General features: G+C 65.7%; 16 protein-coding genes and 2 other RNA genes. 8 read left to right on the forward strand and 10 right to left on the reverse strand.

The features are described 5' to 3' along the window. Positions 1-174: 174 nt before the first annotated feature. Positions 175-792 carry a zeta toxin family protein gene (locus ACQREB_RS02810; RefSeq protein ID WP_427765035.1) on the reverse strand — a complete coding sequence of 206 codons (618 nt, stop codon included), beginning with the start codon at positions 790-792 and terminating at the stop codon, positions 175-177. After that, positions 789-983, reverse strand: a complete 195-nt coding sequence (locus tag ACQREB_RS02815; protein ID WP_427765037.1) for a hypothetical protein — start codon at positions 981-983, stop codon at positions 789-791. Before ACQREB_RS02815 ends, ACQREB_RS02810 begins: the two co-directional genes overlap by 4 nt. Positions 984-1,112: 129 nt before the next feature. Here ACQREB_RS02815 and ACQREB_RS02820 point away from each other — a divergent pair, with 129 nt between their 5' ends. Continuing rightward, positions 1,113-2,264 carry a polysaccharide pyruvyl transferase family protein gene (locus tag ACQREB_RS02820; RefSeq protein WP_427765039.1) on the forward strand — a complete coding sequence of 384 codons (1,152 nt, stop codon included), beginning with the start codon at positions 1,113-1,115 and terminating at the stop codon, positions 2,262-2,264. A 13-nt stretch (positions 2,265-2,277) separates the two neighbouring features. On the opposite strand, the gene rnpB is transcribed toward ACQREB_RS02820, so the two are convergent. Then, positions 2,278-2,665: RNase P RNA component class A (gene rnpB / locus ACQREB_RS02825), an RNA gene on the reverse strand. Positions 2,666-2,724: 59 nt separating this feature from the next. Then, positions 2,725-3,882: a class I SAM-dependent rRNA methyltransferase gene (locus tag ACQREB_RS02830; protein WP_427765042.1), complete on the reverse strand. Its 1,158-nt coding sequence runs from the start codon at positions 3,880-3,882 to the stop codon at positions 2,725-2,727. A 108-nt stretch (positions 3,883-3,990) separates the two neighbouring features. Here ACQREB_RS02830 and leuC point away from each other — a divergent pair, with 108 nt between their 5' ends. After that, positions 3,991-5,397: a 3-isopropylmalate dehydratase large subunit gene (gene leuC, locus ACQREB_RS02835; RefSeq protein WP_427765044.1), complete on the forward strand. Its 1,407-nt coding sequence runs from the start codon at positions 3,991-3,993 to the stop codon at positions 5,395-5,397. Between the two features lie 25 nt (positions 5,398-5,422). On the opposite strand, the gene ffs is transcribed toward leuC, so the two are convergent. Further along, positions 5,423-5,520, reverse strand: an RNA gene (gene ffs / locus ACQREB_RS02840) — signal recognition particle sRNA small type. Positions 5,521-5,676: 156 nt separating this feature from the next. Next, positions 5,677-6,744 carry a hypothetical protein gene (locus ACQREB_RS02845; RefSeq protein ID WP_427765047.1) on the reverse strand — a complete coding sequence of 356 codons (1,068 nt, stop codon included), beginning with the start codon at positions 6,742-6,744 and terminating at the stop codon, positions 5,677-5,679. A gap of 210 nt (positions 6,745-6,954) precedes the next feature. Between ACQREB_RS02845 and ACQREB_RS02850 the strand changes: the two genes are divergently transcribed. From ACQREB_RS02850 to ACQREB_RS02870, 5 genes are all read left to right on the forward strand, one after another. Next, positions 6,955-8,241: a glycosyltransferase family 2 protein gene (locus ACQREB_RS02850; protein ID WP_427765050.1), complete on the forward strand. Its 1,287-nt coding sequence runs from the start codon at positions 6,955-6,957 to the stop codon at positions 8,239-8,241. A 106-nt stretch (positions 8,242-8,347) separates the two neighbouring features. Next, entirely contained in the window at positions 8,348-9,388 is a 1,041-nt protein-coding gene (pheS, locus tag ACQREB_RS02855) for a phenylalanine--tRNA ligase subunit alpha (RefSeq protein ID WP_427765548.1), read from the forward strand. A 42-nt stretch (positions 9,389-9,430) separates the two neighbouring features. Further along, the gene (gene pheT, locus ACQREB_RS02860) at positions 9,431-11,884 is read left to right on the forward strand and encodes a phenylalanine--tRNA ligase subunit beta (protein ID WP_427765052.1); all 2,454 of its coding nucleotides are present in this window, start codon (positions 9,431-9,433) and stop codon (positions 11,882-11,884) included. 14 nt (positions 11,885-11,898) lie between these two features. After that, positions 11,899-12,864 (forward strand): hypothetical protein, encoded by a 966-nt coding sequence (locus ACQREB_RS02865; protein ID WP_427765055.1) that lies wholly within the window; start codon positions 11,899-11,901, stop codon positions 12,862-12,864. Between the two features lie 10 nt (positions 12,865-12,874). Then, positions 12,875-13,681 (forward strand): ATP-binding cassette domain-containing protein, encoded by an 807-nt coding sequence (locus ACQREB_RS02870; protein WP_427765057.1) that lies wholly within the window; start codon positions 12,875-12,877, stop codon positions 13,679-13,681. A gap of 19 nt (positions 13,682-13,700) precedes the next feature. Here the strand turns inward: ACQREB_RS02870 and ACQREB_RS02875 are convergent, their stop codons facing one another. Next, positions 13,701-15,245 carry an O-antigen ligase family protein gene (locus ACQREB_RS02875; RefSeq protein ID WP_427765060.1) on the reverse strand — a complete coding sequence of 515 codons (1,545 nt, stop codon included), beginning with the start codon at positions 15,243-15,245 and terminating at the stop codon, positions 13,701-13,703. 12 nt (positions 15,246-15,257) lie between these two features. Next, positions 15,258-16,238: a KpsF/GutQ family sugar-phosphate isomerase gene (locus ACQREB_RS02880; protein ID WP_427765063.1), complete on the reverse strand. Its 981-nt coding sequence runs from the start codon at positions 16,236-16,238 to the stop codon at positions 15,258-15,260. A 112-nt stretch (positions 16,239-16,350) separates the two neighbouring features. Here ACQREB_RS02880 and ACQREB_RS02885 point away from each other — a divergent pair, with 112 nt between their 5' ends. Further along, positions 16,351-18,348 carry a family 20 glycosylhydrolase gene (locus ACQREB_RS02885; protein ID WP_427765065.1) on the forward strand — a complete coding sequence of 666 codons (1,998 nt, stop codon included), beginning with the start codon at positions 16,351-16,353 and terminating at the stop codon, positions 18,346-18,348. A 280-nt stretch (positions 18,349-18,628) separates the two neighbouring features. On the opposite strand, the gene ACQREB_RS02890 is transcribed toward ACQREB_RS02885, so the two are convergent. Both ACQREB_RS02890 and ACQREB_RS02895 read right to left on the reverse strand, forming a co-directional pair. Next, positions 18,629-19,456: a hypothetical protein gene (locus ACQREB_RS02890; protein ID WP_427765067.1), complete on the reverse strand. Its 828-nt coding sequence runs from the start codon at positions 19,454-19,456 to the stop codon at positions 18,629-18,631. An 82-nt stretch (positions 19,457-19,538) separates the two neighbouring features. After that, positions 19,539-20,141 (reverse strand): hypothetical protein, encoded by a 603-nt coding sequence (locus ACQREB_RS02895; protein ID WP_427765070.1) that lies wholly within the window; start codon positions 20,139-20,141, stop codon positions 19,539-19,541. Positions 20,142-20,158 lie beyond the last annotated feature (17 nt).

The following is a 20,158-nucleotide window of genomic DNA, read 5'->3' on the forward strand; positions in this document are numbered from 1 at the left end:
AAATGTTTCTCTTCCGGGGAAGCGACTTTCCAGTCGCTTTTCGGGAACCTTTTTCAAGGAAATTTCTTTCTGATGGATTTCATCAAGCGACAGGAAAGTCGCTTCCCCGAAAACGGCGCGTCGTTCCTTGGGGGCGAAGACGTCCGCGTCTTCGCCGCGGGAACGTGCGGAAAGTCATTTCTCCAATGCGTCGTAAATTTCCGCGGCCCAGGCATGGTCGGACGGCCGCGGATATTTTTCGACGATGTGCCCGCACCGAGTCCTGAAAATCGGAATCCATGCGGGAACGCCTCCGGCGATTTCTTTGGAATTGTCGTAAAAATATGCCCTGTCTGCAAAGCGAGCGACGCGGAGCGCATTTTGAATGGAACGGGCGTAACGGCTGACGATTTTTTCTATCGGCACGGCGTGACCGCCGTCTTCCATCCGGGAGACGATTCGCGCGGCGTTGATTCGCGGGTGGTCGGTTCCGACAAAAAACATGCGGACGAAATAGCCGCGCGCCTTCGCCCGCTTCAGAAAATCGACTTTATCCTGCGTCGAAAGCACGGTTTCGAAGGCGAAGTCTTTGCCTTCGGCGAGCAGGCGCTCACGCAACTCGCTCGCATAGCGCGCTGCGGAAAGCACGGCGGCTGGATTGTTCCAGTCGCCGAAACGTTCCCGTGCGATGTCGTCCGGGTTGACGTATTCGCAGCCGACCATCCATTTGTGCCGGAGGTCGCGGAACTGCTCCGTGATGGAGGTTTTCCCGGAGCCGTTCGGCCCGGCGACGACGATGAGACGCGGCTTCATGCTTTTTCCGCGGCGACGCGGGAGATGATTTCGTGGAGCATCCTGCGGAAACGTTCGTCGCGCAGTTTCGCTTTGCGCGCGATTTCCTCGCGGGCGCGGGTCATGACGCGGTCGAGTTCCCGCAGATCTTCTTCGGAATCCGCGAGGTCGGTTTCGTCGCGCGGTGCGCGCGTCTGTGCCTGGTCAATCATGGGGCGGATTGTATCTGCGGCGCGCGCGTTCCCGCAAGAAAATCCCAAAGGCGTTCCCGCGGATCCGTCTTTCAAGAAATCCGCGTTCGGACGCGCTGATCCGCGGTTCCCGCACTCTTTTTTGATGAAATGAAAATCGGCATACTCACTCAACCTCTTCACACGAATTACGGCGGGCTGCTTCAGGCGTTCGCGCTGCAGAAATTTCTGCGCGACATGGGGCACGAGGCGCTGACCGTCGATTACGCGCGGCGGGCGCGTCCGTGGCTCGCGCCGTATTATTTCGCGCGGCGCTGCGTCGGGAAGTTCCTGCGCGGGCGCGGCGGTCCGCTTTTCCCGAAGCCGCCCGCGGCGGGAGCGGGGCGGCACACGGCGCGCTTCGTCGCCGAAAACATCCGCACGACGCGGAGGCTCGCCGCGCCCGCTCGTTCCCGCGATTTCGCGGAGTACGCGTTCGACGCGTTCGTCGTCGGGAGCGACCAGACGTGGCGCCCGGCGTATTCGCCGCACATGCCGACGTTTTTCCTCGATTTTCTCGCGGCGGACGACGCGCGGACGCGCCGGGTCGCCTACGCGGCGTCGTTCGGCACGGACGCGTGGGAGTTTTCGCCGGAGCTGACGCGCGCGTGCGCGCCGCTGGCGAAGCGTTTTCACGCGGTTTCGGTGCGCGAGGATTCCGGCGTCGCGCTCTGCGAAAAATTCCTGGGCGTCCGCGCGGAGCACCTGCTCGACCCGACGCTGCTTCTGGACGCGGCGGACTATCGCGCGGTCGTCGAGCGCGACGAGGCGCGCGGGCTTCTGGAAAAGCGCGTTCCCGCGCGGCGCGTGTTCGCGTACGTGCTGGACGCTTCGGCGGAAAAATCCGCGGCGGTCGCGCGCGTCGCGGAAACGCTCGGCGCGGAGGCGGAGGAAATCATGCCGCCCGCGGCGGCTCTGCGCGCGGGGACGGCGGCGTTCCCGCCGGTGAGCGCCTGGCTGCGCGGCTTCCGCGATGCGGAGTTCGTCGTGACGGATTCGTTCCACGGCTGCGTGTTTTCGATCATCTTCAACCGCCCGTTTCTCGCGCTCGGGAACGCGGCGCGCGGCATGGCGCGGTTTTCGTCGCTGCTGAGACAGTTCGGGCTGGAGGAACGGCTCGTTTCGCCCGCCGAGTTCGCGGCGCTCCCGCAGGAACGCTTCGCGGCGCTTCTCGCCGCCTCGCCCGACTGGGCGCGCGTGAACGCCGTCCGCTCCCGCGAAATCCTCCGCTCCCGCGCCTTCCTCGAACGCGCGCTCGCGTAGCGGGAAAAAAGAAAAGCCTTCAGGGGCTGTAAGCCGGATTCTGTGCCGCGGACCGCTCGCGCGGGAACGCGGCCGCATTCATTCCTCTAACCGCCTCGCGGCGGCTTCGCCTTTCGGCGATGCGACAGACCCGTGAGCGTCGGACGGGCAGCCCGCTCACCTATTTTGTCTTGCACCGGATTGGGTTTGTCGTGCCTCGTTCGTCGCCGTTCGAGCGGTGAGCTCTTACCTCGCCGTTTCACCCTTGCCGAGCCGAAGCCCGGCGGTCTGTTTTCTGTGACACTTTCCGTCGACGAACCTTGCGGCGCGCCGCCCTCGCTTTCACGAGGAATCCTGCCCTGCGGTGTCCGGACTTTCCTCTCGAAAACTCGCGTTCCCGAGCGAATGCGCGCACCCTGAAGACTTGCCGCAATGCTCGCGCGGAAACGCCGTCTTTGCAAGCACGAAAGCGCCCGCGCGTTCACTCCGCCTGGACGATCAGACCTTTGAGGTAGCGGCTTTCGGGGAAATTCAGCAGCGAGGGATGGTCGGCGGGCTGCCCCGTGACTTCGAGCAGGCGCACGTCGCGCTTCGCGTCGCGCGCGGCGGACGAGACGACGTCGAGAAAAAGCTCGTCGCCGACGCGCTGCGAGCAGGAATACGTCGCGAGCACGCCGCCGGGCGTCAGCATCTTCAGCGCGCGCAGGTTGAGTTCCTTGTAGCCGCGCAGGGCGCCCTCGAGCGCGTCCTTGGAGCGCGCGAACGGCGGCGGGTCGAGAATGACGAGGTCGAAGCGGCGGTCGCGGTTTTCGCCGAACCAGTCGAAGAGATTGGCGCTCTCGAAGCTCGCGTTCCCGATGCCGTTGCGCGCGCAGTTTTTGCGGCACGCCTCGATTGCGGCGTCGGAGACGTCCACGCCGAGCACTTCCGCGGCGCCGGCGCGGGAACACTGCATCGCGAATCCGCCCTGATTGCAGCACGCGTCGAGCACGCTGCGCCCTTTCGCGAAGGCGCGGGCGACGCGCGAATGCTGTTCCCGCTGGTCGAGATAAAAGCCCGTCTTCTGCCCGTTCGCGAGGTCGAGAAAATACTCCAGCCCGTCGATGCGGAACCAGCGCGGCGCGTGCGCGCGGTCGCGCCAGAACGAGACGCGGGAATCGAGCCCCTCGAAGCGGCGCGTCGGCGCGTCGTTGCGGAAGATGATTTCCGCGGGAGCGAACTTCGCGTCGAGCCATTCGGCGACGAAGGGCAGCTGCCTGTCCGCGCCGACGGTCAGCGCCTGCACGACGAGCGTGTCCTCGAACTTGTCCACGACGAGGCCGGGCAGCGAGTCCGCCTCCGACCAGACGAGGCGGCAGCACGCGGGCGCGTTCCCGCGTCGCGCGACGGACTTTTCGAGCGCGGCGGCGAGGAAATCCGCGTCCCATTCGCGGACGACGCGCGAAAAGCGCCGCCACACGATCTGCGACTTCCCGCTCCAGATGCCCGCGCCGAGCGAGTTGCCGCGCGCGTCCAACAGTTCGGCGGCGACGCCGTCCTCGATTTTCGGCGGTGTCTCGATTTCTCCGGAAAAGACCCACGGATGTCCGCGGAGCACGCGCGCGGGGCGCTTGGCGAGTTTCAGGCGAATCTGTTTCATGATGCGGGAACGCTAAACGGAATTTCGCCGTTCGACAAAAAAAATCAGCCGTCCGCGCGGGCGTTCTTCATTGCGGGAACGCGCGCGCGGGCTTAGATTTTTCCGCTTATGGGTAAAACGCTTTTCCAAAAAGTCTGGGACGCGCACACGGTCGCGACGCTCCCGAACGGGCAGACGCAGCTCTTCGTCGCCGTGCACTACATTCACGAAGTCACGTCGCCGCAGGCGTTCGGCATGCTGCGCGACATGAAGCTGCCCGTCATGCACCCCGAACGCACGTTCGCGACGGTCGATCACATCGTGCCGACGACGAGCGTCGCCGAACCCTTCGCCGACTCCGTCGCGCAGGAGATGATTTCCGAGCTCCGCAGGAACTGCCGCGAAAACGGCATCCGCTTTTTCGACACGAACACGGGCGCGCAGGGCATCGTCCACATCGTCGGTCCCGAGCAGGGCATCACGCAGCCGGGCAAGACGATCGCCTGCGGCGACTCGCACACGGCGACGCACGGCGCGTTCGGCGCGGTCGCCTTCGGCATCGGCACCTCGCAGGTGCGCAACGTGCTCGCGACGCAGACGCTCGCGTTCTCGCCGCTCAAGGTGCGCCGCATCAACGTGAACGGCAGGCTCGCGCCCGGCGTCACGGCGAAGGACGTCGCGCTGCACCTCATCAACCTGCTCGGCGTGGACGGCGGCATCGGCTTCGCGCACGAATACGGCGGAAGCGTGTTCGACGCGTTTTCGATGGACGAGCGCATGACCGTCTGCAACATGGCGATCGAGGGCGGCGCGCGCGTCGGCTACGTCAATCCCGACGAGACGACTTTCGCCTATCTCAAAGGCCGCCCCTGCGCCCCGAAGGGCGAGGAATGGGACGCCGCCGTCGCCCGCTGGAAATCCTTCGCGAGCGATCCCGACTGCGTCTATGACGACGTCGTGAACGTGGACGCCGCCGACATCGCGCCGACCGTCACCTGGGGCATCACGCCCGCGCAGAGCGTTCCCGTGACCGCGGCGTTCCCGCGCCCCGAGACGCTCCCGCCCGCCGACGCCGCGACCGCCGAAGAGGCCTACCGCTACACGCACTTCACGCCGGGCGCTTCCGTCGCGGGAACGAAGATCGACGTCGCCTTCATCGGCTCGTGCACAAACGGGCGGCTCTCGGACTTCGAGCTAGTCGCGAAATACCTCAAAGGAAAAAAGGTCGCTTCGGGCGTGAAGGCGCTCGCCGTTCCCGGCTCGCAGATCGTCGCGGCGCAGTGCGAAAAGCTCGGCATCGCCGAAATCTTCCGCGAAGCGGGCTTCGAATGGCGGCTCGCGGGCTGCTCGATGTGCCTGGCGATGAACCCGGACAAGCTCGTCGGCGACCAAGTCTGCGCGAGCTCGTCCAACCGCAACTTCAAGGGCCGCCAGGGATCGCCGACGGGGCGCACGCTGCTGATGTCTCCGCTGATGGTCGCCGCCGCCGCCGTGACGGGCGCGGTCGCCGACTGCCGCGAAGTCTTCGCGCTGTGAGCGCGTGGAGAAATCCGGACACAAAAAACGCCAGGTTGACCGGAGCACACGAGGAACCTGACTGCCGCTGCTTCCTTCCGGATCTGACGGGGTTCGCCGGCATTCGTTGCCCGGGACCTGACTTGCCCGAAAGCTTCGGCGAAAACGCCGCGCGGCGCAAGCCTTTTTTCCGCTCCGCGCGCGCGGGTTTTCGAAAGGAAGCGGCAGGAATGCCGCCTCCCCCCTGTTTTTCCGCTCCGCGCGCGCTGGTTTTCGGACGGCGCTCCGCGGGAACGACGCTCACTTCCCGCGGAGGAGGCGGCGGAGGGCGCGGCGGTCCATGTCCGGACGCCCGAGTCTTCCCGCGACGAAATCCGTCAGCGCGTCGCCGCGCAGCCCGCGCGCCTTTCCCTCGGCGGAAAAGCTCCGCGCGCGCTCGGCGAGTTCCCGCGCCTCCGAGCGCTGCGCCGAAAACGCCTCGCCCTGCCGGCGCACGCCCTTGGCGCGGTGAAGCTCCGAAATCTTCGCGTGATTGAAGTCGCGCCGCGCGTCGTAGGACATGTAGGCGGGCACGAAGATCTGCGTGCCGTAGGGCGTCGCGTTCACCGAAGGCTTGAGCAGCAGCGGCGCGTCCGCGACGAGATCCATGCCCCACAGATAATATTTCCAACAGAACAGATTGAACGCCGCGCGGAAGCGCGCCTCCGCCGTGTCGAAACGCGTTCCCGCGCCGCGCGACCAGCCGCGTTCGAGCATCGCGTCGCGGTGCAGGACGAACGTTCTGCCGAGCGACCTGTAGTCGGGATGGAGCGCCTTCAGCATCGCCCAGTCGCGCGCGAATTCCGGCGAGGCGCCCAGCCGCCGCTCGAATTCGCGGAATTTCGCGAGCCCGCTCGCGGAGAGAAATTCCTCGTAGGCGCCCGAGCGCGCCGTCCACGTCGCCGCACGGAGCGTTTCCGCGTCCCGGAACGCGAACGCGTTGAAGCCGCACGCGCCGTCCTTTTCCGGCGTTCCCGCGAGCTCGGCGACGGCGCAGACGGCGCCGTCCAGCAGCGGGATCTCGCCGACGAGCGCGCGCCGCAGAAACGCCGCGTAGTCCTGCGGGAACGGCACGAACGCGTTTTTGCTCTGCCAGAACGCGAGACAGAAGCGCGCGTACGCCTCGGCGCTCTTCGCGAAGGTCTCGCCCGGCGTCCTCGGGAACAGCGCGGGCAGCTCGCGAAAGAGAAACGCGCACAGCTCGAAGTCGCGCGTGTCCGGCAGCGGGAGCGCGGCGAGCCGCGCGCGCACGGCCTTTTCGGAAAACTTCGTCAGCCCGAAAATCTGCCGCCAGCGCGCCGCGAACGCCTTTCCCGTCTCGTTCTTCATGCCCTCGCATGAAAACAGAAAAGCCCGCGCGCGGGAACGATTTTTTCTCCGAATCCGGGGAGATTCGCGGGGGAAGCACGCCCGTCCGCCGCCCGCGCCGGCGACCTCGGGATAATTCGCGCTCGCCTTATCGCGCGGGAACGCCTATAAGAAACGACAATACATCGCGCGGCGTCGGCATTTTCGGCGCCGCCGTTCTCAATGCTAATCATGGAACAAATTCTTCAGTCTGAAAGCGCCTCGGGAGACATCGTGTTCGCGGCGATCAACGTCCTGCTGTGCACGGTTTTCCTGCTGTGCTACTTCTACCAGTTCTTCTACCTCGCGCTCCCGTTTCTGCTGAAGGACAAGCCGCACAAGCCCGCCAAGCCCACGCGCTTCGCGATCCTCATTTCCGCGCGCAACGAGGAGACCGTCATCAAGAACCTTCTCGACAGCATCAACCGCCAGACGTACCCGCGGGAACGCGTCACCGTCTTCGTCGCGGCGGACAACTGCACCGACGCCACCGCCGCCGTCGCGCGCGCGAACGGCGCCGTCGTCTACGAGCGCTTCAACCGCGAAAAAGTCGGCAAAGGCTACGCGCTCGAATTTCTTTACGAACACATCGTCCGCGACTACGGCGAAGAGGCGTTCGACGCCTTCACGGTCTTCGACGCGGACAACGTGCTCGACCCGGGCTACGTCGAGGCCGTCAACCGCACGTTCTCCGACGGCTACGAGGTCGTCACCAGCTACCGCAATTCCAAGAATTACGGGGACAACTGGATCAGCGCCGGCTACGCGCTGTGGTTTCTCCGCGAAAGCGAATATCTGAACCACGCGCGCATGCTCGCGGGAACGAGCTGCGCCGTCTCGGGAACGGGCTTCACCTTCTCCTCGAAGATCATCCGCGAAGTCGGCGGGTGGAAATTCTTCCTGCTCACGGAAGACATCGAGTTCACGGTCTACAACGTCGTCAAGGGCAGGAAAATCGGCTACGCGAAGGACGCCGAGCTCTACGACGAACAGCCGGTCACCTTCGCGCAGTCGTGGACGCAGCGCCTCCGCTGGGCGAAGGGCTACATCCAGGTCTGGGGAAAATACGGGAGCGCGCTCGTGCGCAACATGTTCTCCGAAAAATTCACGTCCTGCTACGACATGACGATGACGATCATGCCCGCGCTCATCATCAGCATCCTCACGCTGCTGAACTGCGCGCTCGGCGTCGTGCTCGGGCTCGCGCTCGGTTGGGATCTTTCGCGCATCGGCGCCAGCCTCTTCGGAACGTTTTCGGGCATCTACCTCACGCTCTGGTTCATCGGCGCGCTGACGACGGCGACGGAATGGAACAAGATCCACTGCTCCGCCTTCAAAAAGATCTTCTACCTGTTCACGTTCCCGATCTTCATGCTGACCTACCTGCCGATCGCGATCACGGCGCTCTTCAAGAAGGTCGAGTGGAAGCCCATCGCGCACACGCAGGCGAAGACGCTCTCCGACATCGTGAAGAAGTGACGTTCCCGCCGCGGGCGTCCGAAGAACGCCGCCGCGGCTTCGCGCGTCGAGAATCTTGCGTTCCCGCGGGAAGGCGCGTAGTATTGCGCGAAATTTTTTCATGATTATGCAGCAACAGCTCGCCAACATCGTTTCAGAAGCGACCTCCGCGGCTCCCGGCATCAAGACGCGTCCGGAGTTCGAGGTTTTCAAAGCCAAATTCGTCGGCGCCAAAGGCTCGATGACGTCCGTGATGAAGCTCATGGCCGGCGTTCCCAAAGAGGAGAAGCCCGCGATGGGCAAGCTCATCAACGAGGCCAAGGGCAAACTCGAGGCGCTCTTCGCGGAAACGCTCGCGCGCATCGAGGACGCGGAGCTCGCCGCGCGGCTCGGCGCGCCGATCGACCCGACGCTCCCGTCGCCGGACGACTTCGCGGGCTCGCGCCACCCGCTCGCGCAGATCCGCGAGGAAGTGTGCTCGGTGTTTCACCGCCTGGGCTTCACCGTCGCGGACGGCCCCGAGCTCGAAACGGAATGGTTCTGCTTCGACGCGCTGAACACGCCGGCGAATCACCCCGCGCGCGACATGCAGGACACGCTGTTCCTGCCCGCGGGAACGCGCGCGCCCGACGCGCCGAAAAAGGCGGACGAGGCCTACCTGCTCCGCTCGCACACCTCTTCCGTGCAGATCCGCACGATGCTTTCGCGCAAGCCGCCGATCCGCATCGTCGCGCCCGGACGCTGCTTCCGCCGCGACACGGTGGACGCCACGCACTCGGCGAACTTCCACCAGATCGAAGGGCTGTGGATCGACCGCGACGTCACGCTCAAGGACCTGAAGAGCGTACTCGACTCGTTCGTGCGCGAAGTCTTCGGGAACGCGGCGGAGACGCGCCTGCGCCCGAGCTTCTTCCCGTTCACGGAACCGAGCTTCGAGATGGACATCCGCGTGCCGAACATGGGCGCGCTGAGCAACCGCTGGCTCGAAATCATGGGCTGCGGGCTCGTCGATCCGAAGGTGCTCGAAAACGTCGGTCTCGACGCGTCGGAGTGGACGGGGCTCGCCTTCGGCATGGGCATCGAGCGCATCGCGATGCTCGTCCACGGCATCGACGACATCCGGCACTTCTACGCCAACGACCTGCGCTTCCTGCGCCAGTTCGCCTGAGCGTTCCCGCGAAACAACCGAAATCAGAAAGCGAATTTCATCATGAAAATTTCCCTTCAATGGCTGAACAAATACGTCGATCTGAGCGACGTTCCCGCGGAAAAGATCGCGGACGCGCTCCCGATGATCGGGCTTGAGGTCGAGGAAATCTCGTCGGCGGGGCTCGTCCCGCTCGAACACGTCGTCGTCGGCAGGATTCTCGAGTTCGTGCCGCACGCGAACAGCGACCACCTGAGCGTGTGCCGCGTGGACGTCGGCGACGGGACGATCCGCCAGATCGTCTGCGGCGCCAAGAACTTCAAGGCGGGCGACGTCGTTCCCGTGGCGCTTCCCGGCGCGGTGTTGCCGGGCGGCTTCGCCATCAGCGAAACGACGATGCGCGGCGAAGTCTCGCAGGGCATGATGTGCTCCGGCCGCGAGCTCGGGCTCAACGACGACCACGGCGGCCTGCTCATCATGACGGCGCGCGAGGCGGAGCCGAAGCTCGGCACGCCGATCAACGACTGCTTCCCGCCCGCGGACACGGTCTTCGACATTTCGATCACGGCGAACCGCGGCGACTGCCTTTCGCACGTCGGCGTCGCGCGCGACCTCGCGGCTTTCTTCGACAAGCCGCTGAAGAATCCCGTCGCGGACGCGCCGCGCGTCGCGCCGAACGGAAACGCGAAGAACGAATTTCTCTCCGTCTCGGTCGAGACGCCGGACTGCGCGCTCTACAACGCGTGGACGATCCGCGGCGTGAAAATCGCGCCCTCGCCCGAATGGATGCAGCGCGACCTGCTCGCCGTCGGTCTGCGCCCGATCAACAACGTCGTGGACGTGACGAACTGGGTCATGTTCGAGCTCGGCTCGCCGCTGCACGCATTCGACGCGGCGACGATCGGCGGGAACGCGATCCGCGTGCGCCGCGCCGCCGAAGGCGAAAAAATCCGCCTGCTCGACGGCAAGGAATGCGCGCTCTCGGCGGACATGTGCGTCGTCGCCGACGCGGAAAAACCTATGGTCGTCGCGGGCGTGATGGGCGGCGAAAATTCCGGCGTGACGGACGCGACGCGCGACGTCGTGCTCGAAGCCGCCTGGTTCGACCCGGGCTCCGTGCGCAAGACCTCGCGCGCGCTCGCCGTCTCCACGGACAGCTCGACGCGCTTCACGCGCGACGTGGATCCGACGCTCGTCGCCGTCGCGGGAGCGCGCGCCGCGCGGCTCATCCGCGAGCTCGCGGGCGGCGAAATCGCGGGCGAAACGCTTTCCGTCGGCGCGTTCCCGCGCGCGGACCGCACGATCGAAATTTCCGGCGACTTCGTCCGCGCGCGCTGCGGCTACGACGTCGCCGACGCCGCGATTCTCGACGTCTTCCGCCGCCTCGGATTCACCGTTTCCGAAAACGGCGCGGGCGCGTGGAGCGTGCTCGTTCCCGCGTTCCGTCCCGACGTCGACCGCCCGATCGACCTCGTCGAGGAGTTCGTGCGCATTTACGGCACGGACACGATTCCCTCCGCGGCGATCGACGCGCCGACCACGTCGGACGCCGACGCGCCGACCGTGCGCTTCTCCCGCAAGGCGGCGGACATGCTCGCCGGCAAGGGCTTCGCGGAATGCTTCCACTACACGCTGCGCGATTCCGCGGAGCTGAAGAAATGCTTCGGCGAAAAGACGACGGCGGCGCTCGCGCTCGCCAATCCGCTGACGAGCGAGCAGTCGCACATCCGCCCGTCGCTGCTGCCGGGGTTGCTCGACGCGCTGCGCCTCAATCTCGCCGCGCACAACGAGCCGCGCCGCTTCTTCGAGATCGGGCACGTCTTCCGCCCCGACCGCACGGGCGCGATCCGCGAAATTCTTTCCGTCGCCTTCGTCGCGCTCGCCGAGCCGACGACGCGCTCGTGGAAGACGCGCGAAAAGCTCGACGAATTCTTCGCGAAGAAGCTCTGCCTCGAAATCGCCGCCGCCGCCGGCATCGCCGAACAACGCCTGCTCTTCGCCGCGACGGACGCCGCGCAGACGCCTATCTGGCAGGCGGGACACGCCGCGACCGCGTCCGACCGCGCGCGCGCGCTCACGGTCGAGCTCGGGCTGATCGACGCGAAGCTCGCGCTCTCGTGGGACGTGCCGCAGACCGTCGTCGCCGGCGAAGTCCTCTTCCTGCAGGACGCGTTCAAGACCGCGCCGAAGCGCGCGCGCTTCAAGGCGTTTTCGACGTTCCCGCCGGTCTCGCGCGACCTCGCGCTCGTCGTGGACGCCTCCGTTCCCGCGGGCGAAATCGCCGACCGGCTGAAGGCGACCGCGAACAAGGCCGTCGCCAAGCAGTTCGCCGTCGAAAAGGTCTCCTGCTTCGACGTCTATCAGGGCAAGGAGCTGCCGGAAGGCAAGAAGTCGCTCGCCTTCGAAATCGTGTTCCGCTCCGAGACGAAGACGCTCACGGACGCGGAAGTGAACAAAGTCTTCGAAAAGATCATGCTCGACGTCGAGCGCGCCGCCAAATGCACGGTGCGCCGCTGAGGGCGCTTTCTTCGATGAAAAGGTTTTCGAGCGGACTGCGCGCCGCGGCGCTTCTCGCCCTCGCGGGAACGCCGGCGGCGCTCGCCGAAGACAACCTGAGCGTTCTCGGCGATTCCAACCCGATGGCGTGGTGGGAGAATCTCTACTCCCCCGCGCGCACGGCGATCATGAACGGCACGAATTCCGTGATGCCGTTCTACGCGTACGTCTCGCACCGCTTCCCCGCCTCGATCAACCGCGGCGGCAGGCTTTCCGCGACCGCCTACGGCTCCGGCGTGGCGTGGGACTTCATCTCGAAGGAGGAAAAATTCATCTCCGTCACCAACTTCGATTTCCGGCGCACGGACTACGATTTTTCGGGAACGCCGAGCGCGCTCGGCGAACCGTTCTCGCACGTGGACTCGTTCAAGTTCTTCGACTGGAGCGAGTACGTCTTCGACAAGGAAAACGGGCGCTCGCTCGCCTTCCTCGCCTCCGGCGCGCTGATCTCCTCGGACACGACGGCGACGGGGCACGGCGCGCACGGGCTCTTCGGCGTCGGGCTCAAGCAGTATTTCTCGCGCACGGAATCGATCTGCGCCGGGCTGATCGTCTCCTATTCGCGCCACCGCGAACGCTGGACGCTCGTGCCGATGGTTCTCTTCGACTACTCGCCGACGCGGGAACTCAACCTGCGCGTCGGCAACGGCGTCGACCTCACCTGGGACGTCGGCGGGAAGAACGAATGGCTCCTGCGCGTCGGCGTCGCGTACTCGACCGACTGCATCACCGTCGGCGACGGCGAATGCTGGTACACGCAGAGCGCGCCGTTCGCGCTGACCGCGCGGCGCAACATCGGCAAAAACTTCTTCGTCACCGCCGGGCTGACGACGATTCTCTGGAGCGATTACCGCTACTGGGAAGGCGGGCACAAGCGGGACGCGCATTTCACCGTCGATCCCGCCGTCCAGCTTTCGATTCAGGCGGGCGTCCGTTTCTGAAGGAAAGACGATGAGCGTTCCCGTGCTGCGCGTCGAAAATCTCGTCGTCGAATTCGAGCGGCGCGGGACGGGAACGCGCCTTTTCGGCGGGCGTTCCCGCGAAAAATTCCGCGCCGTGAACGACGTCTCCTTTTCCGTCGGGCGCGGCAGGACGCTCGGCGTCGTCGGCGAAAGCGGCTGCGGAAAATCCACGCTTTCGCGCGCGATCATGCGCCTGCAGCCGCTCGCGTCCGGACGCGTCTTTTACGGCGAGACGGACGTTTCCGGCTTCGGCGCGCGCATGCCGCTCCCGCTGCGCCGACGCGTGCAGATGGTTTTCCAGAATCCCTACGCATCGCTGAATCCGCGGCGGACAATCGCCGAAATCCTCTCCGAGCCGCTCGAAATCTGCTTTCCCGAAATGCGCAAGGACGCGCGGCGGGAACGCGTCGCGGAGCTGCTGGAGCGCGTCGGGCTTTCCGCGGACGTCGGCTCGCGCTTTCCCCACGAATTTTCCGGCGGCCAGCGCCAGCGCATCGCCATCGCGCGCGCGCTCGCGACGGAGGCGGATCTCGTCGTCTGCGACGAACCCGTCTCCGCGCTGGACGTCTCCGTGCAGGCGCAGATCATCGCCCTGCTGAAGGAAATTCAGGCGACGCTCGGCGTGGCGTTTCTCTTCATCGCGCACGATCTCGCCGTCGTCGGCGACGTTTCGGACGAAATCCTCGTCATGCGCCGCGGCGAAATCGTCGAGCGCGGCACGCCGTCCGAAGTCTTCCGCTCGCCTAAAAGCGACTACGCGAAGACGCTCCTCGCCGCCGTCCCGCGCCTTTTCTGAAGACGCCGGAAAGAATTTTTCATCGGGAACGCCCGTCCCCGTCGCGGCGGAGGTCGGCGCGGAAGGCGGCGGCGAGGAACGCGACGGAGAAAAGCAACGCGAGGTTGAACGAGACGAACTCCACGCAGGCGTGCGCGCAGAAGATCAGCGTTCCCGCCAGCAGCGCGACGGAGGACGCGCGCCAGCGGCGCACGTTCAGCAGCGCCCATCCGAAAAACCACGCGACGCCCGCGAAGAAGATTCCGCCGCCGACGGCGCCCCATTCCACGAGAAAATGCCAGGGATCGCAGTGCGCGTATTCCGTGCGCGAAATCAGACGCTTCTTTCCCGTGCGGCGGTCGACGCGCGTGAACTCGTCCATCGAAAGCTGAAACACGGGAGCGACCCAGCGGTACGCGCCCGCGCCCCAGCCGAAAATTTCCGTGTGAGTGTTTTGTCGATACATTTTCGCGGAAAGCCGACGCAGCTCCGCGCGGGAACCCTTGTCCAGAGAGAAGGTCTCGAAGGGATTTTCCTCGCGCGCGACGGCGCCCTCGACGTCGGGCAGCTCGCCGACGGCCACTTTCTGATCGACTCGGGAGAAGAACACGGACGTGTCCGCCGTCGCCCACCACGTTCCCGCGACGCCGAGCAGCATCAGCAGAAAGACGCCGAAGGGAATCCACGCGTCGCGGCTCATCAGCCCGGAAAACGCGACGAGAACGAGCGCGAGCGGCAGCCAGCACACGGCGAGAAAGACGCCGCCGACCGACTTCGTCGCGAAGACCGTTCCCAGAAAAATCAGTCCGAAGACGAGCAGAATCAGATGCGGTCCGCCGCGGCGGCACTCGCGGGCGGCCTCGCGCCACTGCCGCAGACCGAGCCCGGCGCAGACCGCGATCGCGAGCGTGAAGAACGCGCCCGCGTGATTCTTGTAGGAAAACGCGGAAAAGAACTGAAAGCCCTTCACGCCGAGATACGACGCGCCCGTCCCCATGGCGAGCCGATAAAGCCCGAAGCCGGCGAGCACAAGCGCGTTGAGCGCGAACGCCCACAGCAGCGCCTTCCACAGACGGCGGGAACGCACGCCGCACCAGAGCGCGCAGAGCAGCAGCCACGCGCTCCCGAAATGGCAGAGCTCGCGCCAGGCGTTCCCGCCGATGCTCGTCTCGAAGCCGAAAGGCGCGTCGATGCCCGTCGGGAACCACTGCGGCGCGTCCGGGACGAGCTTCAGGCTCCAGGACGTCTCCTTCCAGATGACGGAAAGCCCCGGCACGCAGCCCTGCGCGACGATGTAGAGCCAAAGCAGGACGCCGATCCAGAAAAGCGGAAACCGCAGCAGGCGCGACAGGTTGAGCTTCGCGGAAGCCGCGGAATCCTCGCCGCCGACGGGAACGAAAAGCAGCGCGAAAGTCAGCGCCGAAAGCGCCGTCGCGACGAGCAGCGTGGCGGGCGTCGAAGCCGTCAGCGCCCACGTCGCCCAAAGCAGCGTCGCCGCCGCGGCGGAGGCGACGCATTTCTGGCGGCGCGGAATCGGCTCGGCGGGAGCGCGCCCGCCGAATTTCCGGAAAGACGCGAAAGGCATGACGCGGGAACGTCAGACGAGATTCGCCTGATAGACGTCGTGGATGCGCAGCACGCCGACGAGTTTTCCGCCGGGCGCGTCCAGCACGGGAAGCACGGAAATCTGCGACGGGCGGTCTTCCATCACGCGCGCGGCGTCGCCGAGGCTCATGCCCGCGAACGCGCAGATCGGATTCTTGACCATGATTTCGCCCGCCGTGATGCCGCCGAGATTCTCGTATTTGTGGAGCGCGCGGCGCAGGTCGCCGTCCGTGATGATGCCGACGAGCTCTCCCGCGCCGTCCGTCACGCACGCCGCGCCGTTCGGAAATTCGGTCATGGCGATGACGGTGTCGCGGATCGTCGTCTCCGCGGAAACGACGGCGATTTTTCCCTGCGGGCGCATCACGTCGCGGACGGTCAGCAGCAGGTTGCGGCCGAGCTGGCCCGCCGGATGAAATTTCGCGAAATCCTTTTCGCCGAAGCGGCGTTTGAGCATGAGCGCGGCGGCGAGCGCGTCGCCCATCGCGAGCGTGAGCGTCGTGCTCGTGGTCGGCACGATGCCGAGCGGATCGGCCTCGCTCTTCACGCCGATGTCGAGAACGACGTCCGCCTGCTCCGCCAGCGGCGAATTCCTGTTCGCGACGATGGCGATGATCTTCGCGCCCATGCGCTGAAGAATCGGCAGCAGACGCACGGTCTCCGCCGTCGTCCCGCTCTTGGAGATCAGCACGACGGGATCGCCCGGCAGGCAGATGCCCAAGTCGCCGTGGACGGCGTCCGCGCTGTGCAGGAAAATCGCCGGCGTGCCCGTGGAGCACAGCGTCGCGACGATCTTCTGCCCGATGAGACCGGACTTGCCGACGCCGGAGATGACGACCTTGCGGTCGCTCGCGTAGAGGATTTCTACCGCCTTGGCGAAGTTTTCGTCGAGACCGGCCTCCATGACGCGCAGCGCGTCGGCTTCGGCCTTCAGAACGTGTTTGCCTGCTTCAACAATTTCGGGGTTTTCCATGATGCGAAATTAAAGCACGTTCCCGCGCGAAAATGAATCTTTTTCGGGAAGCGGCTCCGCGCGGCATTCGGGGTTGCGGCGGGAACGCGCGCGGGGCATATTTGCGGGACAAATGAAACATCGTCGCCGCTTCCCCGCCCTTCGTCCGTTTTTCCTCGCCGTCGTCGCGTTCTGCGCCGTCGCGGTCTCCGCGTCCGCCGCGTGCGAAATCATTCCGCTGCCGCAGCGCTTCAAGGAGCGCGCGGGCGCTTACGTTCCCGCGCGGGATCTGGAAAAGCGCGTTTCCGTGAAGCGCGTGAAGACGCTCAAAGGCGTCCCCGAGCACGCGCTGAACGAGGCCTACCTGCTGCGCGTGGGCTCCGCCGGCGCGAGCATCGAAGCCGTCTCCGCGGCGGGCGAGCTCAACGCGCGCAAGACGCTGAAGCAGCTCGTGAAGCGCGCCGACCCGACGCGCGGCGTGCCCGCGTGCGAGATTCTCGACTGGCCGGCGTACCCGATGCGCGGCTTCATGATGGACTGCGGGCGCAGCTATTTCCCCGTCGCGGACCTGAAGAAGATCATCGCCTTTCTCGCGGACTACAAGATCAACGTCTTCCACTGGCACATCACCGAAAATCAGGGCTGGCGCCTCGAAAGCAAGGCGTTCCCGAAGCTCAACGCCAAGGAGACCTACACGCGCGACGCGGGAAAGTTCTACACGTTCAGAGAGGCGCAGGAGCTCGCGCGCTTCTGCGACGGGCTCGGCGTGACGCTGATTCCGGAAATCGACATGCCCGGCCACGCCAAGGCGTTCGAGCGCGCGTTCGGCTGCGACATGCAGAGCGAAAAGGGCACGAAGATCATCAAGACGCTGACGGACGAGGCGATCCGCGAAGCGTTCCCGTCGAAAAGCGTCCCGTGGCTGCACATCGGCACGGACGAAGTGCGGATCTCGAACCCGAACTTCGTGCCGGAGATGGTCGCCTTCGTCCGCGAGCGCGGCAAGAAGGTCGCGACGTGGAACCCGGGCGCGCACTACAAATCGGGCGAAATCGACCTCGTGCAGATGTGGAGCGGCCGCGGCCGCCCGCTCGCGGGAACGCCCTCGCTGGACTGCCGCCTGCACTACCTCAACCACTTCGATTCGTTCGCCGATCCCGTGGCGGTGTTCTTCTCCAATTTCGGCGAAAAGCCGGAGGCGGACGGCACGATCGCGGGCGGCGTCGCCGCGATCTGGTGCGACCGCGCGATCGTCGGCGGCACGGACGCGGTGCTCGCGCACAACGCGTTTTACCCGGCGATGCTCGCGTTCGCGGAATCCGCCTGGCGCGGCGGGCGCGACAAGTATTTTCACGACGGCCCGGGCACGGTCATTCCGCTTTCGGGCGAAAAGCTCGCCGAGTTCCGCGACTTCGAGCGGCGCATGCTTCCCGTGAAGCGCGAGCAGGGCAAGGCGATGCCGTGGGTGCCGCAGAGCGAAATGCTCTGGCGCGTCACGGACGCGTTCCCGAACGGCGGCGACCTCGCCAAGGCGTTCCCGCCCGAAACGCGGCTGAACGACGCCGCGGCGTTCCCGAAGGAATACGCGTTCGACGGCGGCAAGGTCGCGGCGCGCGACGCCCGCGGCGCCGGCGTCTATCTGCGCCACGTCTGGGGCAAGGGCGGCCTGGGCACGGTCGCCGCGTTTCTGGAAAACCCGCGTCCGAATTCCACCGTTTACGCGGGAACGTGGATCTGGTCGCCCAAGGCGCAGAAAATCGGGCTCTGGGCGCAGACGCACAAATACGCGGCGTCCGAGCCGGATCTGCCGCCTCCGCAGGGCGAATGGGACTACTGCGGCAGCCGCTTCTGGCTGAACGGCAAGGAAATCCGCCCGCCGCGCTGGGAAAACGCGCACAAGGCGAAAAGCCAGGAGACGCCGCTCGCGAACGAAAACTTCGAAGTGCGCCCGCCGCTCGCCGTCAACCTGAAACAGGGCTGGAACAAGGTGCTGATCAAGCTGCCGGTCGGAAATTTCTCGATTCCGCAGGTGCGCCTGCTGAAATGGATGTTCACCTTCGCGCCGGTCTCGCCGGACGGCTCCGCGCCTGTCGAAGGCCTCGTCTGGTCCCCAGACAAAAAGAAAAAATAACGGAAGCGGATAACGGATAGTTGATGACGGATAACGGATAATGGGCAGTGAGCGCTTATATTTTTATATTAAAGAAAAGTTTTAGGGGAGAGGCGGCTTTCTAGCCGCTTCCTCGAAATCCGCCCGCACAAACTTCCCCTTTAAGCTTTAAGCTCTTCTTTTGACACAGAGGAACGAAGAAACGGAAATACGCGGGAACGCAAAGGAGGGTAAGCGTCCCGCTTGCCCTCGAAATCCGCCCTTACTCACGCCCAGAAAGGGCGCGTCGCGCCGGGCGGGCTCAGTTTCGCCGCTCCCGTTCGATGACGAACGGCACCGCGTAGATGAAGCGTTCCCGCAGCGGGATCGCCGCCAGCCACGCCTCCACGCGCTCGAGATTCCGCTCCAGATCCGCTGGCGCCTCGCCCGCACGCAGAAACGCCCGCGGCCGTTTCGTCAGCACGAAAAACAGCGTTCCCGCCTCCTTTTTCGCCCGCGCCGACGCGATTTCGAAAATCATCTCCAGCTTCGCCGCTTCGCCCGCCGCGAGCCGCTTCTCCGAGCACACCGCGTCCGCCTGGAAATCCTGGTTCAGCCAAAGCACCGTCAGAAACGCCTCGCGCGACGCCGTCACCGCGAACGTCGCCTCCTCGCCGTGGACGTAGCGGCTCTTCCCGCCGCGGATCTCCGCCGTGAACTCCGGATCCGCCTCCTCCGCCGTCCGCTCCACCGCGATTTCCGCCTCGTAAAAAACCGTCGTCCCGACGCCGTCCGCCGACGGCTCCCAGCCGCGCCGCAGCTCCCGCACGTCGCGCACCACGCCCACCGCGCTCGTCAGCACCGTGCCGGAATAGACCTGCCCCGCGTCGTGCGTGAACAGCGTCTCCCACGACGCCACGCGCTCGCCGAGCACCTCGCGGATCGCCCGCCGCCGCGCATCGTTGCGCGCGCCGAAAAGCGCCTCTTTCGGAGACTCCTCCGAGTCCAGCGTCAGCCGGTGCTCGCCGCGCACGCGCACGGTCGCGACGTCTCCCGCCGGCTCCGCCTCCGCGAACGCGGGAACGCACGCCGCAACGCACAGCGCCGCGAAAACGCCCCGCGCCGCGCCCTTCTGAAATCGCGTCTTCATGCGAAAATCGGCGGGCCGGGGAAGCCGCGCCTCCCGAAGAAGAAGACGCCCGCTCCCCGCGGCTCGCCCCGTCGTCTCCCCTTTACTTCGCTTCCTGCGCCGCGGCTTCGTCGAATTTCTCGAAGCCCGTCAGCAGCGCCTGCTTTTCCGCGGGCGAAAGCTTCGCCGCGCGCGCGACCGATTCCGCCGCGTTCTTGCGGTCCAGCTCGATCGCCACATAGACGATGTAGCGCCCGTCGCTCGGATCGCGATAAGTCTTCTGGCCGACCACGCTCACTCCGTAAAGCGTCTGCTCGACCATCGCCTTCGCACGCTCGCGGAAATTCATCGTCGTCGTGATGCTCGTGTCCGCCTGGCCGTTTTCCACGTCGGTGATCGCCATCGAGTCGATCGTCGTCTTGATTTTTCCCGCGAGCGAAACCTTCGCGTTGATTTCCGCCGCCTTCTGCGCGGCCTGGGCGCTCATCGCCTCGGCGCTCGCGCGGGCGCGGAACACGTCCTTGGTGTCCCGCAGAAATTCCTCGAACGGCTCGAGAATCTCGACCGGCAGCGGTTTGTCCGGCTGGTATTCCGACGAGCTCGCCGCCTGCGGCGCGCTCGCGCAGCCCGCGACCGCCAACGCCGCCGCCGCGCACGCCGCGCCGACCAACAGCCGTTTCCAATGTCTTTCGTGTTTCGTCTTCATGATGTCTTGTCCTTCGT

This window comes from Candidatus Spyradosoma sp. SGI.093 (assembly GCF_050314555.1).
Classification (GTDB): Bacteria; Verrucomicrobiota; Verrucomicrobiia; order Opitutales; family UBA953; genus Spyradosoma.

Coding starts and splice junctions, on each gene's coding strand:
- ACQREB_RS02810 (WP_427765035.1), bottom strand. CDS start 792: ATGAAGCCGCGTCTCATCGTCGTCGCCGGGCCGAACGGCTCCGGGAAA.
- ACQREB_RS02815 (WP_427765037.1), bottom strand. CDS start 983: ATGATTGACCAGGCACAGACGCGCGCACCGCGCGACGAAACCGACCTC.
- ACQREB_RS02820 (WP_427765039.1), top strand. CDS start 1,113: ATGAAAATCGGCATACTCACTCAACCTCTTCACACGAATTACGGCGGG.
- ACQREB_RS02830 (WP_427765042.1), bottom strand. CDS start 3,882: ATGAAACAGATTCGCCTGAAACTCGCCAAGCGCCCCGCGCGCGTGCTC.
- leuC (WP_427765044.1), top strand. CDS start 3,991: ATGGGTAAAACGCTTTTCCAAAAAGTCTGGGACGCGCACACGGTCGCG.
- ACQREB_RS02845 (WP_427765047.1), bottom strand. CDS start 6,744: ATGAAGAACGAGACGGGAAAGGCGTTCGCGGCGCGCTGGCGGCAGATT.
- ACQREB_RS02850 (WP_427765050.1), top strand. CDS start 6,955: ATGGAACAAATTCTTCAGTCTGAAAGCGCCTCGGGAGACATCGTGTTC.
- pheS (WP_427765548.1), top strand. CDS start 8,348: ATGCAGCAACAGCTCGCCAACATCGTTTCAGAAGCGACCTCCGCGGCT.
- pheT (WP_427765052.1), top strand. CDS start 9,431: ATGAAAATTTCCCTTCAATGGCTGAACAAATACGTCGATCTGAGCGAC.
- ACQREB_RS02865 (WP_427765055.1), top strand. CDS start 11,899: ATGAAAAGGTTTTCGAGCGGACTGCGCGCCGCGGCGCTTCTCGCCCTC.
- ACQREB_RS02870 (WP_427765057.1), top strand. CDS start 12,875: ATGAGCGTTCCCGTGCTGCGCGTCGAAAATCTCGTCGTCGAATTCGAG.
- ACQREB_RS02875 (WP_427765060.1), bottom strand. CDS start 15,245: ATGCCTTTCGCGTCTTTCCGGAAATTCGGCGGGCGCGCTCCCGCCGAG.
- ACQREB_RS02880 (WP_427765063.1), bottom strand. CDS start 16,238: ATGGAAAACCCCGAAATTGTTGAAGCAGGCAAACACGTTCTGAAGGCC.
- ACQREB_RS02885 (WP_427765065.1), top strand. CDS start 16,351: ATGAAACATCGTCGCCGCTTCCCCGCCCTTCGTCCGTTTTTCCTCGCC.
- ACQREB_RS02890 (WP_427765067.1), bottom strand. CDS start 19,456: ATGAAGACGCGATTTCAGAAGGGCGCGGCGCGGGGCGTTTTCGCGGCG.
- ACQREB_RS02895 (WP_427765070.1), bottom strand. CDS start 20,141: ATGAAGACGAAACACGAAAGACATTGGAAACGGCTGTTGGTCGGCGCG.